Source organism: uncultured Helicobacter sp. (assembly GCF_910577135.1).
Taxonomy (GTDB): domain Bacteria; phylum Campylobacterota; class Campylobacteria; order Campylobacterales; family Helicobacteraceae; genus Helicobacter_C; species Helicobacter_C mastomyrinus.
In genome coordinates, this window is sequence record NZ_CAJTLL010000009.1 from 69,311 (window position 1) to 83,348 (window position 14,038).

At 39.6% G+C, this 14,038-nt stretch carries 13 protein-coding genes; all 13 read left to right on the forward strand.

All coding sequences use genetic code 11. The features are described from left to right. The first annotated feature begins 136 nt into the window (after positions 1-136). Positions 137-577, forward strand: a complete 441-nt coding sequence (hemJ, locus tag QZ289_RS06345) for a protoporphyrinogen oxidase HemJ (protein ID WP_295700577.1) — start codon at positions 137-139, stop codon at positions 575-577. 9 nt (positions 578-586) lie between these two features. Next, a complete protein-coding gene (argH, locus tag QZ289_RS06350; RefSeq protein ID WP_295700580.1) occupies positions 587-1,993 on the forward strand; it encodes an argininosuccinate lyase in 1,407 nt (468 codons plus the stop codon). Positions 1,994-2,018: 25 nt separating this feature from the next. Then, positions 2,019-2,750 carry a bifunctional demethylmenaquinone methyltransferase/2-methoxy-6-polyprenyl-1,4-benzoquinol methylase UbiE gene (ubiE, locus tag QZ289_RS06355; protein WP_295700583.1) on the forward strand — a complete coding sequence of 244 codons (732 nt, stop codon included), beginning with the start codon at positions 2,019-2,021 and terminating at the stop codon, positions 2,748-2,750. Positions 2,751-2,932: 182 nt separating this feature from the next. Further along, positions 2,933-4,417, forward strand: a complete 1,485-nt coding sequence (mqo, locus tag QZ289_RS06360) for a malate dehydrogenase (quinone) (RefSeq protein ID WP_295700585.1) — start codon at positions 2,933-2,935, stop codon at positions 4,415-4,417. Positions 4,418-4,757: 340 nt separating this feature from the next. Then, entirely contained in the window at positions 4,758-5,876 is a 1,119-nt protein-coding gene (locus tag QZ289_RS06365) for an RsiV family protein (RefSeq protein WP_295700588.1), read from the forward strand. Beyond that, on the forward strand, positions 5,873-6,607 hold the full coding sequence (locus QZ289_RS06370; RefSeq protein ID WP_295700591.1) for a YaaA family protein: 735 nt from the start codon (positions 5,873-5,875) through the stop codon (positions 6,605-6,607). Before QZ289_RS06365 ends, QZ289_RS06370 begins: the two co-directional genes overlap by 4 nt. Positions 6,608-6,675: 68 nt before the next feature. Continuing rightward, on the forward strand, positions 6,676-8,475 hold the full coding sequence (gene oadA, locus QZ289_RS06375) for a sodium-extruding oxaloacetate decarboxylase subunit alpha (protein ID WP_295700594.1): 1,800 nt from the start codon (positions 6,676-6,678) through the stop codon (positions 8,473-8,475). A gap of 15 nt (positions 8,476-8,490) precedes the next feature. Next, complete coding sequence (locus QZ289_RS06380; protein ID WP_295700597.1) at positions 8,491-9,648, forward strand: aminotransferase class V-fold PLP-dependent enzyme; 1,158 nt, start codon at positions 8,491-8,493, stop codon at positions 9,646-9,648. 161 nt (positions 9,649-9,809) lie between these two features. Further along, a complete protein-coding gene (locus QZ289_RS06385) occupies positions 9,810-10,049 on the forward strand; it encodes a hypothetical protein (RefSeq protein WP_295700599.1) in 240 nt (79 codons plus the stop codon). Positions 10,050-10,058: 9 nt separating this feature from the next. Continuing rightward, positions 10,059-10,871, forward strand: coding sequence for a hypothetical protein (locus tag QZ289_RS06390; protein ID WP_295700600.1), 813 nt, complete (start codon positions 10,059-10,061; stop codon positions 10,869-10,871). Between the two features lie 60 nt (positions 10,872-10,931). Continuing rightward, positions 10,932-11,777, forward strand: coding sequence for a fumarate hydratase (locus QZ289_RS06395; RefSeq protein ID WP_295700601.1), 846 nt, complete (start codon positions 10,932-10,934; stop codon positions 11,775-11,777). A 10-nt stretch (positions 11,778-11,787) separates the two neighbouring features. Next, positions 11,788-12,345, forward strand: coding sequence for a Fe-S-containing hydro-lyase (locus QZ289_RS06400; protein WP_295700603.1), 558 nt, complete (start codon positions 11,788-11,790; stop codon positions 12,343-12,345). Positions 12,346-12,563: 218 nt separating this feature from the next. Further along, a partial coding sequence (locus QZ289_RS06405; protein ID WP_295700604.1) for a HAMP domain-containing protein occupies positions 12,564-14,038 on the forward strand: 1,475 nt, incomplete at its 3' end.

The window sequence follows — 14,038 nt, forward strand, 5'->3', positions numbered from 1 at the left end:
TTCCCCCCCCCCCCCCCTCCTTATTGTCCCCCATTTCTTAACGCTCTAAAATCTCTTAGAAAAAAACTTTCTTAAAAATGCTTCAAAACAATGTATAATAACGCTTTTGTTGCATTGAGTAGAACAAGGAGAAAAGATGGAGTATGCGTATATCAAAGCATTTCATATTATCGTGCTTGTATCGTGGATGGCGATGTTATTTTATTTACCTCGATTATTTGTGTATCACGCACAAAATAGAGACAATGAGGGCTTTGTGAGTGTTGTTAAAATACAAGAAGTGAAACTTTATAAATATATCGGCACACCCGCTATTGTGCTTACCCTGCTTACAGGCATAGCAATGATTACCCTCCACCCCTCATTACTTCAAGTGGCGACTTCGGGTATTTGGCTACATATTAAACTCACATTTGTGATAATACTTGTAATCTATCATTTACTCTGCGGATATTTTATTAAGACATTGGGGAATGGCAGCTGCAAAAGAAGCCATAAATTCTTTAGATTTTTTAATGAGATTCCCACACTTTTACTTATCATTATTGCTATTTTAGCAGTATGCAAACCATTCTAGGAAGGCAATATGGCGAAGTTATGGGGAGGGCGATTTGGTTTAGAATCTAGCTCACTTTTAGAGGAATTTAATGCTTCGATTTTTTTTGATAAAGCCTTGTGGCGTGAGGATATAAGTGGTTCAAAAGCTCATACAAAAATGCTTGGTAATATCGGTGTGTTGGCACCAAATGAGGTAGAGGCGATTTGCAAAGGCTTAGAGAGTATCGCTCAATCCATTGAAGAGGGGCGTTTTGAGTTTAAGGCAGGTGATGAAGATATACATATGGCAATAGAATCTGCCCTTACAGAGCTTATTGGTGATGTGGGTAAAAAGCTCCATACCGCAAGAAGTCGCAATGACCAAGTCGCGCTTGATTTTCGGCTTTACGTATTAAGGCATAATCTCATTATTCAATCTTTGCTTGTAGAACTTATAGAATCTATCTTAGAAATCGCAAAGGCACATACACAAAGCATTATGCCCGGATTCACACATTTACAACACGCTCAACCTGTGAGCTTTGGCTTTCATCTCGTGGCTTGGGCGTGTAATTTTAAGCGCGACATAGAGCGATTGGAAGCGGATTTTAAACGTAATAACTTCTGTCCGCTTGGGAGTGGGGCATTAGCAGGAACACCCTATAAAAATGATAGAAATTTTCTTGCTAAAGAGCTAGGATTTAGCGCACCTACGCTTAATGCGATGGATTCTGTAAGTGATAGGGATTTTGCCCTTGATATGCTTTATAGCCTTTCTATGATAATGATGCACATCTCGCGTGTGGCTGAAGAACTCGTGCTATGGAGCACACAGGAATTTGCATTTATCACTCTAAGTGATGCGTATGCGACGGGTAGCTCGATTATGCCGCAGAAAAAAAATCCCGATGTGCCTGAACTTTTGCGCGGTAAGAGTGGGCGTGTGTATGGGGCTTTAATGGGGTTTTTAAGTGTGATGAAAGGACTGCCCCTAGCGTATAATAAAGATATACAGGAGGATAAGGAGGGCGTCTTTGATGCGATTAGAAATGTAATGATTTGCTTAAAAATCGCTAGGGAATGCCTCTGCACGATGGAGATTCGCACAGATAATATGTATAAAATGGCAAAAAAAGGGCATTTGAGCGCGACTGATTTAGCGGATTTTCTCGTGCGGGAATGCAATGTGGCATTTCGTGATGCACATCATATTACTGGACAGGTGGTGGCTTATGCAGAATCTAAGGGTGTGGATATAAGTGATTTAAATGAGGTGGAGATTATGGCACTAGATTCACGTATTAAAGCAGGAGTAAAGGCGGTGCTGTCTTTAGAATATTCAATGAACGCACGCGACACCCTGGGCGGCACTGCTACTTCTCAAACACACGCACAAATAGAAGCCCTCACGCATTTTGTCAAAAATATAAAGGCACAATTAGAACAAGCACTATAGAATCTAGCAAAACAGGCGGGTAGATATGAGTAAAAAGCAAGAAAAAATCGTAAGTATGTTTGATGAGATTGCTCCAAGCTATGATAAGGCAAATCGCGTGATGAGCCTAGGCATAGATGTTAAATGGCGCAAGGTAGCGTGTGAGAAGGCATTTGAGGCGTTGGGTAGAGATGAAATTGGCTGTGTGCTTGATGTGGCGTGTGGCACGGGCGATATGTTGTGGCATTGGGATAAAGAGTCAAAAAAGGTGCATAAGCAGATTGTAAAAATGTGCGGGATTGACCCATCAAGGGGAATGCTTGAAGTCGCAAGGCAAAAGCTTAACCCTTTATTTACAGAGGATAGATTGCAACTTAGTGTTGGCGAGGCAAAGGCTCTTGGCATAGAATCTGCAAATGTGGATATCCTCTCTATTGCTTATGGATTACGCAATGTCGTGGCACTTGATGAGGCACTTGATGAATTTGTACGTGTGCTAAAAAGTGGCGGGGTTTTGGTAATTTTAGAATTTATGAATAATGAAAAAAAAGGGCTTTTGCAATCTCTTATGCGCTTTTATACACGCAAGATTCTGCCTTTGGTTGGGGGGTTACTCTCGCGTAATTATGCAGCGTATAAGTATCTGCCTAATTCTATCAAAGATTTTGTGAGTATTGAGCAACTAGAGGAAAAGCTTCAGGCACGAGGTGTGAGCAGCTATTTTGTGAAAGGATATAGTGCGGATATTTCTACATTATATATAGGTATCAAATCTTAAAAATAAGCAAAGCTCTCAATAATTTTAAACTGAAATATGGATATAAAATGTTATTTTAGTAACAAGGTATCATTTTATTTTACTTTTTGTAAGATCTATTTACAAAAATGCTTTACTATAAGGAGAATTTTGCAATGAGAATCTTAAATAGATATGAGTTTGCGCGAAAGTAAGGAGAAGGAATGAATGAGGATTCAGAGGTAGTTTTGGTTGGTGGGGGCGTGATGAGCCTTACTTTAGCAGCGATGTTAAAGGAACTTAGTCCTTCTATACATATTAGTATATATGAAATGCTTGAAGATGTGGGATTAGAGAGCAGTATGACTTGGAATAATGCGGGGACAGGACATCAGGCATTATGTGAGTTAAACTATACGCCTAAAAAAGAAGATGGCAGTATTGATATTACTAAAGCATTGAAAATCAATCAGCAGTATGAGCTAAGCAAGGAGTTTTGGGCATATTGCGTGAAAGTAGGGATTCTCAAAGAGCCACGCACATTTATTAATCCTGTGCCGCATTTAAGCTTTGTGGTAGATCATATCGTGCCTTATTTGAAGCAGCGATATGAGACATTGAAAACCTCTCCATTGTTTGCCAATATGTACTATTCCGAAGATAGAGAGCAGATTAAGCAATGGGCGCCGCTTTTGCTTGAAGGCCGAGATGATAAGCAGCACATAGCCGTTACTTATATGGAAGAGGGTAGTGATGTTAATTTTGGCGAAATGGTGCGGCAGTTTAGAAATAAGCTTAGTCAAAAAGATGGCTTTGATGTGTATGTAAATCATAAAGTGTATGATTTAGAAAAAGAGGGCAATAAGTGGCGACTAGATGTGCTAGATAAGCAAAGTGGAGAGAGAAAGCAGATTAGGGCGAAATTTGTATTTCTAGGCGGTGGAGGCGGTTCATTTCCATTATTGCAAAAGAGTGGCATACCTGAAGGCAAAGAATATGGTGGATTCCCTGTAGGAGGGCTGTGGCTTGTGTGTAAAAATCGAGAGATTATCGATAAACATCACGCTAAAATCTATGGTAAGGCTTCTATTGGTGACCCCCCTATGTCAGTGCCACATTTAGACACACGTATTATTGATGGCAAAAGGGAGCTACTCTTTGGACCCTATGCGGGATTTAATACAAAGTTCCTCAAACGTGGCAGTTTGCTTGATTTTCCTTTATCAGTGAGACCAAGCAATTTTCTCCCTATGGTTCAGGCAGGAATCGATAATATGCCACTTACGATATACCTTATTAAGCAAATTTTGATGTCAAATAAGCAGCGTATGAGAAAGCTCAATGTATTTATGCCGGCTGCGGAGTTGAAAGATTGGAAAGCAATGTTCGCAGGACAGAGGGTGCAGATTATCAAAAAAGATGCTAAGGGCAGAGGAAGTTTGCAATTTGGCACAGAGGTGATTACTTCAAGTGATGGTTCGTTGGCAGCCTTGCTTGGTGCCTCTCCGGGAGCCTCTACGGTGGTGGATATTATGTTGCAAGTGCTTGAACGTTGTTTTGGCACAGAAATGCAATCAAATGAGTGGAAAGATAAACTAATCCAAATGGTGCCCTCCTATAAGCGCTCACTTGAGGAGAATATCACACATTTTAACGAATGTCGCTCTCAAACAGCGCAAGTTCTTCAAATGCCATTTTGTGCTATTTAATTAAGATTACATTCTCTTTATTGCATTTTCATCGCAAGAGTTTTTAAATGAATCTTTGACTTATTTTTAAAGTTAAAGATTCTATAAAATGATAAATCTAGCGTATGGGCAAAATATATTGTATTTCATTATTGGTATATTCCAAGATTAAAAACTCTATTCTTAAGATTCTAGGGTTTGTAGAGTGTAGTATTTTACTTTTATTGTATAGGGCTATATTTTTATACATTAAGTAAGGCAAATCTCGTGGGGTGGTAAATAAAAACCTGTGTTATGCTCTATTTAAAAACACTTACCTTAAAGAAGGTATGATTCATTATAAATAAATACAAGGATTCTTATGCGTTATATGGTGATATTTGTAATGTTATGTGTAGGCGTGTGGTTTGTGGGTTGTGGGGATTCGCATAAAGAAGCAGAGTTTGAGCACTTAAATCCACAGGAACTAACGCAGATTTTGCATTTTGGTGAAAATGAGAAGCGAACATTTGTTATGAAAGGCACTTTCGATAAAAAGCCCATTAAAGCTTATTTGACTTTAGCTTACCCGCCGATAGCGCTTTATCATAAAGATACTCTAAATGCACTAGATATGCAAGCGAGGATAACTTTTGTCGATGATGCCTATCATTATGCTGTGTATAAAATAGAGAATCTAGCCTTTCATATTGATCACAATGTGCTAAGTGTGAAAGGTAAGTGGAGTGATAAGGAAAAAACCCCTAGCGATAAGGGACTAGATAAGTTTGAGGGTGAAAATGAGCATTCAGTCTTTATTTTAACCCAAGATATGGATATGCCACTTAATGAAGCGGATGTGATAAATGGTTCTTTTGAGGCGCAAAATAAACAAGAGAAAAAATACTACAAATATATTGAGCGTCCCATCATCAAATGCAACAACACAATGAGTGTTGCAAGTTGTGAGAAGATAAACACAGCCCTCAATGACAATAAAGACACAAAGGCTTTGGGCGAAGCATTACAAGCAGAGGTAGTAAAAGATTATGATGAGAATATGCAATGGGATACAGATAGCATACAGCAGCAGTCTGTATATTTTGTTGATAAGCATATCATTATGCTTAGAAATGATACATATCGCTATGAGGGTGGCGCACACGGCAGTAAAAGTATGAATATGCAAGCCTTTAGCGTGCAAAGTGGAGAATCTTTGCCTCAAGACATAAAGAGCCTTTTTAAGGCTGAATCTTTAGTGCAAGTGCGGACAAAAATCATTGAACATCTTGTGAAAGAGTATGGTAAGGATATGTTTTTTAATCTCGATGAAGTCGAGATTCCCGAAGTATTTTTTATGAATGAAAGAGGGATTGTCTTTGTATGGCAGGAATATGACATAGCCCCTTATGCAGCAGGGATTATCACCCTTGGGATTTCATATAAGGAACTAAAAGATTATGCCAATATGCAATCTCCCTATGGGTATTTATTCCGATGAAAATATTCTTTGCCCCTAGTGAATCTAAAAATATCCCTCACAATAGCCCATATTGCCTTAATTCACATATTGCAGATACTTTGCATTCAAATGCTTTGAATGCATATTTGCAGTTTTTACATAATGCAAGTGAAAGTGAGATTATGGCGGTTTTTGGGAGTAAGAGCCTTGATTTGCAGGATTTAGCCCTTTGTCAAAATCTACTTCAAGCCCCTACATTGGAGGCTATCAGGCTTTATAGCGGTGTAGCGTATAAGGCATTAGATTTTGAAAGCCTAGAGAGTGCTGCTCAAGAGTATATCCGCGAGAATCTTTATATTTTTAGCAATCTCTTTGGTATGGTGAGGGCAGATGAGCCTTTGGCATACTATAATCTCCATCAAGGCAAGGGTAGAGAGGCTTTTGCGTTAAAAACGCTCTATGAGGGCTTAAAGCCTGCACTTGATATATTTTTTCAAGATTGTGAAGTGCTAGATTTACGTGCGGAAGCATATATCAAGGTCTATCCCCTGAAGCATTGTAAAATATCTGCTCAAGTGGTGTTTCTCAAAAATGGTAAGAAAGTGAGCCATTATGCAAAGTTTTATCGTGGCTTGTATGCAAGGGCAATAGCACAGCAGGGTATTTCTAGCATTGAGCAATTAGCAGGACTAAAGCTAGATTCTCTCAAACTTCTCTCTACTCAGCACTCACAAAATGCTACTATATTAACTTATGAGGCATTCTCTTAGCGGGATTCTATGTTTTATAATATCAAATGCGATAGAATCTCTCATACATTTCAACTTAAGGTGGGCTTATGATAAAAATCACAGAAAATAGCTTACGCGATGGGCATCAATCACTTTTAGCTACGCGTATGCGAACAGAGGATTTAATAGAAGCAGCAAAAATCTTTGATTCCATTGGGTTTCATAGTTTAGAAGTATGGGGCGGGGCGACTTATGATACTTGTTTGCGCTATCTTAAAGAAGATCCTTTTGAGCGATTAAATGAGTTTAAAAAGGTATGTGTTAAAACACCTTTGCAAATGCTGCTAAGGGGGCAAAATCTTATCGGTTATCGCCATTATGCCGATGATGTGGTGGAGGAGTTTGTGCGGCTTTCTGCCGAGGCGGGTATGGATATTTTTAGAATCTTTGATGCCTTTAATGACGCACGTAACCTTAAAAAAGCCATTGAAAGTGTTAAAAAATATGGCAAACACGCACAAGGGGCGATTTGCTACACGACTTCGCCCGTGCATAGTATTGCTCGTTTTGTGAGCTATGCTAAGGAGCTTGTGTCTATAGGCTGTGATTCTCTTGCTATTAAAGATATGGCTGGATTACTTACGCCATTTGCGGCTTATGAGCTTGTCAAAGCCTTGAAAGCAGAGATTAATGTATCTTTGAGTTTGCATACGCATTCTACGGCTGGTTTTGCCTTTGGAGCCCATTTAAAGGCTGTTGAAGCTGGAGTTGATGTCTTAGATTTAGCAAATTCTGCCTTGAGTGAAGGCACAAGCCACCCCTGCACTCAATCTATGGTCGCCACATTGAAAGACACGCAATGGGATAGTAAGCTTGATATAGTTCCTATGGAGGAGGCGGCAGATATTTTGCGTAAAAATCGCAGAAAGTATAAGAAATTTGAATCCCAATATAATCAAATTGATACACGTGTGCTTGTTAGCCAAATCCCGGGAGGTATGATTTCTAATATGGCAAATCAGCTCAAAGAGCAAAATGCGTTTGATAGAATAGACGAAGTTATGCGTGAGATTCCCAATGTCCGCGCGGATTTTGGCTATGTGCCTTTGGTAACGCCATCAAGCCAAATTGTAGGTACACAGGCGGTGTTAAATGTGCTAATGGGAGAGAGATATAAGACGATTACGACTGAAACGCGCAATGTGATTAGAGGGCTGTATGGACGCACCCCTGCACCTTTAAATCAAGCTTTGGTTGAAAAAGTTTTAAATGAGGGTGAGGAAATGCTCTCTGTGCGCCCCGCCGATTTACTAAAACCTGAATTACAGAAGGCAAAAGAGGAGAGTAAAGCATTTGCGAAAAGCCCGCAAGATGTTCTATCCTATGCGATATTTGGCTCTATTGCGGAGACATTTTTACAAGAGCGCAATAGCAATACCCTAAGCCCAGAGCCTTTAGAATCCTTTGAGGAGCGATGTGATGATAAGCTGCCTAAAGAATTTGAAATTGTCGTTAATGGCGAACATTATGCGATTAAGGTTGAGGGCAGCGGAGAAAAGACAGATGAAGTGCGTCCGTTTTTTATCCGCGTTGATGGTGAGCTAAAAGAGGTGTTTGTGGAGAGTATTGATAAATCCCTAGAGGGTAAGATTCAAAAAGAGCAAAAGGCAGGTGCGTTACCTCAAGTTACTGCTCCAGGACACGCTAAATCCCCAATGCCCGGCACACTCACTAAGATTAAGGTAAAAGTAGGCGATAAGGTCAATCAAGGCGATACATTAGCCATCGTAGAAGCAATGAAAATGGAAAATGAAGTGCTATCCCCCATAGATGGCGTGGTGAAAGAGATTTATGCCGCGCAGGGTATGCAAATAGGGAGCGATGTGGCGATTATGTTGCTTGGCTAGTCTATTGGATTCTATGTGGATTATATTTATTTAGACAACGCTGCTACCTCTTTCCCTAAGCCTCAATGCGTGATAGATAGCGTGAGTGCTTATCTTAGCCATATTGGGGCTTCTCCTGCAAGGAGTGCTCATAGCCTATCTATCGCCTCTGGGCAGATTCTATATGAGGCGCGTGTGGCTTTGGCAAAACTCTTAGGGCAGAGCAGAGAGGAGCGAGTAATATTTGGTGCAAATGCCACGATGATGCTAAATAGTGCATTGTATGGAATCTTGCAAGAAAATGATAGGGTAGTAACTACAAGCTTAGAGCATAATAGTGTGATTCGTCCGCTTATGGAGTTAAAAAACACACGTCACATTCAAATAGAGATAATCCAATCAAGCCCAACCTGCGCTATTTATCTATCGCATTTAGAATCTGCCTTACAAAATGCTAGGGTATGCGTATGTGTGTATGCAAACAACGTAAGTGGCGCGGTGTTACCCATAGCAGAGATTTATACGCTTTGCAAAAAGTATGGGGTGATTTTTATCCTTGATAGTTCCCAAGCCATAGGGCATTTGCCACTATCAGCAAATGATGCGGATATTATTTGTGGCTCGTGCCATAAGGGCTTGTATGCACCTAGTAGCTTAGGCTTTATGAGTTTGAATCCTGCCTTTGATGAAAATGTGTTACAAAGCTTTATGCAGGGTGGCACAGGCTCACAAAGTGAGGAAGGTATTCAGCCGAGATTCTTACCTGATAAATATGAGAGTGGCACACCTAATATGTGCGCTATTGCTGGACTTAGAGCTGCGCTAGAGTGGATAGAGCAAAGCGGGGGCATAGCGCAGATTCACGCAAGGCAAATGGATTTATATAGGCAGCTCTATGAGGGTTTAAAATCGATAAGTAGTGTCCTGCTTTATGAGATAGAATCTCCACAATGTGTGGCTAATGTGTCTTTTAATATTATTAATGCCTCTCCCTCACAGGTGGGATTGAGGCTTGATAGGGAGTTTGGGATTCTCTCACGTGTGGGGCTGCACTGCTCACCATTAACGCATAAGAGTATGGGGAGCTTTGAGTGCGGGGGAAGTGTGCGCTTAAGTATAGGAGCGTTTAATACACACGCAGAGATAGGGCAGACATTGAGAGCTATAGAATTTTTAGCAAAAGCTTATGTTTAAAGAAATGTCCTTTATGATGTAACTTTTTAATACTATAAAGTAGGAATATTTCTTATTTAAGTTATCATTTGTTGAAAACGCATTACAATCAATATCTACAAAAAGCTTTAAGGAGGTTCTTATGAAAAAGTTTTTGAGTATAGGTTTGGCTTTGGCTTTTTGTGTGGCTACTCTTAGTGGAATTGAATCTCAAAAAAACACTTTCAAATACCGATAAAGAGCTACTCTTTGGCAATGCTGGAGTAAATGTAGCATTTTTAGATAATGCAGAAATGGAGGAAACAAAAGGCGAGCTTTGGCTAACTGCAATAGGTATTACAGGGCTTACTTGGGGACTTAATTGCATATTCAACAAAAGTTGTAAGGATATTAGTTTTACAAGTCCGCCTATAAATTGGTAGTTTTAATCGATGCTTCACAGAATCTTTGCCCTCTTGTGCTGCTTTCTCTGTATACTTAGGGCGGAGTATAGCTGCGATGAATTTAAATGCAGCGATTATAAAATCGGGCTAGGTGCATTAGCGGGGATTCATAATACTTCTTTACACGATATGTCAATGCTTGGCATTACTTTAAATACACTTTTTTCTCAATACAGCGCAAAATATGGCTTTATGTGGAATCTTACCTTTGGCTTCCTTAATGCCAATGTAAAGAATGGTAACAATAATGTGATAGCCTATGATAAGGATAGATTTAATACCTATGGTGCATATATAGATAGCACGATATTTTTAGGCAAAAATGTAAAAAATGATGTGCAAAATCTACTTTTTCTAGGTGTGGTATTGGGCTTAGGGGGTTTTATTTTTGATGAAAAATATGGCGTGCCAGATTCTGCACTTTTTGCATTGGGGCTTGGATTAAGCGGCTCATATTTAATGCAAAATAATCTCGCCCTAGAGTATGGAATCTCTTATCTTTATGGCTTCTATGGGATTTATACCTATCCTGAGACGTATCAAAAATACTCACCTGCTCGATTTGGCACTTCTACAAGTTATTCCCGCTTAGAAGTCAACAATCATCAAATCCGCGCTTTTATAGGATTGCATAAAAACAAGCTCTATGGGCTTTATAGTAAGCTTCATCTCACGCTTACCCATTTAGATGCTGCGGCTTTTAGTGTCATTAATCGCGATGGCGTCTCTAGTGTCTATCCACAGGCGACACAGGCAATGCTTGGCTTAGAATTTGGCTTTGGATTCAATAAATGGTTTTAATGTAAGATTTACTTTGAGTAGAGTAAAATCTTGTGCTTTATCAAATACAAGGAGGAGAATATGAGAGAAGTGCGATATGAGGATATTAAATCCGCTGTTGCAAAACTTGCCATTGACGCGTGCTGTATCCAAACACCCGATATCCGCCACGCTTTTAGTGAGGCAAAAAAGACAGAGCAATCAGCCTTAGGGCAAAATATCCTTGATACCCTTATCGAAAATGGCAAAATTGCTAAAGATAATATGATGCCTATTTGTCAGGATACGGGTATGACTGTAGTATTTGTAGAAATTGGGCAAGATGTGCATATCGTTGGGGGATATCTCGAAGATGCGATAAATGAGGGCATACGCGATGGCTATACAAATGGCTACTTGCGTAAATCAGTCGTGGCTGAACCCCTCTATGAGCGCAAAAATACGACAAATAATACGCCCGCTGTTATCCACACACGCATTATTAAGGGCGATAAATTGCGTTTGAAGGTTTGCCCTAAGGGCTTTGGAAGCGAAAATAAATCTGTGCTTAAAATGCTTGTCCCAGCTGATGGAATCGATGGCGTGAAAAAGGTTTTCACCGAAGCGGTAAAACTTGCAGGACCTAATGCTTGTCCACCTATGGTGATTGGAGTAGGCATTGGCGGAACGATGGAAAAGGCGGCGATTCTTGCCAAACAAGCAGCAGTGCGGGAGATAGATTCTCAAAATCCAGACCCACGATACGCAAAGCTTGAAGAGGAATTGCTAGAGATTGCGAACAAAACAGGTGTGGGACCACAAGGGCTAGGAGGCACGACAACCGCCTTTGCTGTGAATGTAGAGTGGTATCCTACACATATTGCAGGATTGCCTGTGGCAGTGAATATCAACTGCCACGCCGCAAGACACGCAGATATTGAACTATGAGGAGGGAAAAATGGCAGAAGCAAAAAAAATCACTGCACCTTTGAGCAAAGAGGTGGCGAAGAGCCTTAAGGCAGGAGAAAGTGTGCTTATCAGTGGGACTATTTTAGCCGCACGTGACGCAGCACATAAGACACTTACCGAAGCATTAGCACGAGGAGAAAAGCTCCCTGTGGATTTGCAAGGCGAGACAATTTATTATCTAGGACCTACTCCCGCAAAGCCCGGCAATGCGATTGGTTCAGCAGGACCTACGACAAGCGGGAGAATGGATAAATACACGCCTACGATTATTGAGCAGGGTATTCACGGAATGATTGGCAAGGGCTATCGTAACAAAGAAGTGATAGATTCTATGGTGGCACACGGGGTTGTGTATATGGTAGCTGTGGGTGGTGCAGCGGCACTCATCTCTAAATGTATCACAAAATACGAGGTTTTAGCTTATCCCGAGCTAGGACCTGAAGCAGTCGCTAGACTTACGATTGAAAATTTCCCTGCCATTGTCGCTATTGATGCAGAGGGTAATAATTACTATGAAGTAGGGCAAGCTCCGTATAAGAAAATTTAGCGTTTTCCCCATAGATTCCTTTATTGAAGGAGTTTAAGGGCTATTTAGATAAACCTTGCTTTGCCTTATTTTGAAAATTCCATAATTTTAGCTTGCATTATTGCTTTAAGTATTATCTCCTTTTTAATAAAATTAAATTTATTTTTACATTTTATGGTTTATGGTATTTTTTTATTTTTTATACTAGAATTCAAAGTTTAAAAATACAGGAGGATACAATGAGTTTTTTTCGTTCCTTAAGTATTGGTGCAAAGATTATGCTTAGTTTTTCAAGTATATTGGTTGTTTGTATGTTTATTGTTACAACAATTATTGTAACAATTTCACATAATATTCAAGAAGAAGAATCAAACAAAATGCTTATCAATGCCGCTAAACGCGAGGCAAATTGGGTAGAGGGGATTTTTAATGGAATCTATACTGCTATGAACGCCTCAAAAGGGTTTATATTACGTGATGTGCAAAATGGCGCACAGAGTATTTTAGAAAATGATGTTATAGATATGTTTGATAGCAATAAATGGGGAAATTTTGCTTATATATATATTGCCAAAGATGAACGATATAGAGGTGAGAGGATTGTAAATCCTAAGCACAGGTTGCCTAATGGTGATTTTATGGTTTTAGCCATTAGTGATGGAAATAATGAAAATTACATTATTCAAGCAAGTGAATCCATTGCAAATTTTAAGAGTGTGAAAAAAGCTTTAGAGACAGGGAAGCCAGTGGTAGGTTCGCCCTCGTGGCAAACTATTGATGGTAAAGAATATTTTGGTATGGGGATAAATCAGCCTCTTATTGATAAAAGGGGCGTTGTATATGGGGTTTTGGGTGTATTTATTGATTTGGCAAGTATTTCAGCCATACTCCAGGACCCAAAAAATTCTATTTATAAGGGCGACTTTAAGGGTGTGTATGCGACAGATTCAACCATTGCTGCTCACGAAAGAAAAGAATTTTTGGGTAAATTTTTACGAGAAGTAAAACAAAGTCCTACAATGAACGAACTTAAACACGCAATTGAAAATCAAATTGAGGGAATCTTTAGCTATATTAATTTACTAGGTGAGATGAGCTATGCCGCTGTGGCAAATGTCCATATTGGTGATAGTGATGATACAGCAGCGGTATGGACAATCATTGTTTCGGCTCCAGAGGGTTCTATTTATGCATCTGTTTTAAAGCTTGGATATATAATGATAGCTGCAAATATTGCTGTTGTTATTCTTGTAACACTTATAATATTTGTTTTTATTCGCACACAAGTTGTTGCAAGATTAAGAAATATTTCGCACTTGCTCTTTGAATTCTTCAAATTCTTAAATCACGAGAGACAAACAGCGCCAGAACCTTTACGCATTATTGCAAAAGATGAATTAGGAGAAATGGGTTCAGCCATTAATGAAAACATAGAAAAAACAAGAATAGGCTTAGCACAAGATGCTAAAGCCGTAGAGCAATCTGTGGCTACAGCTAAAACCATCGAAGAAGGAAACCTAAAAGCAAGAATCACAGAAACTCCTCATAACCCACAGCTTAATGAACTCAAAAATGTGCTTAATCATATGCTTGATGATTTACAAAGAAAAATAGGCAGTGATACCAATGAAATAGCAAGGGTCTTTGACACCTACACCAAGTTAGATTTCACCACAGAAGTAAAAGATGCAAAAGGACGAGTAGAAGTTGTTAC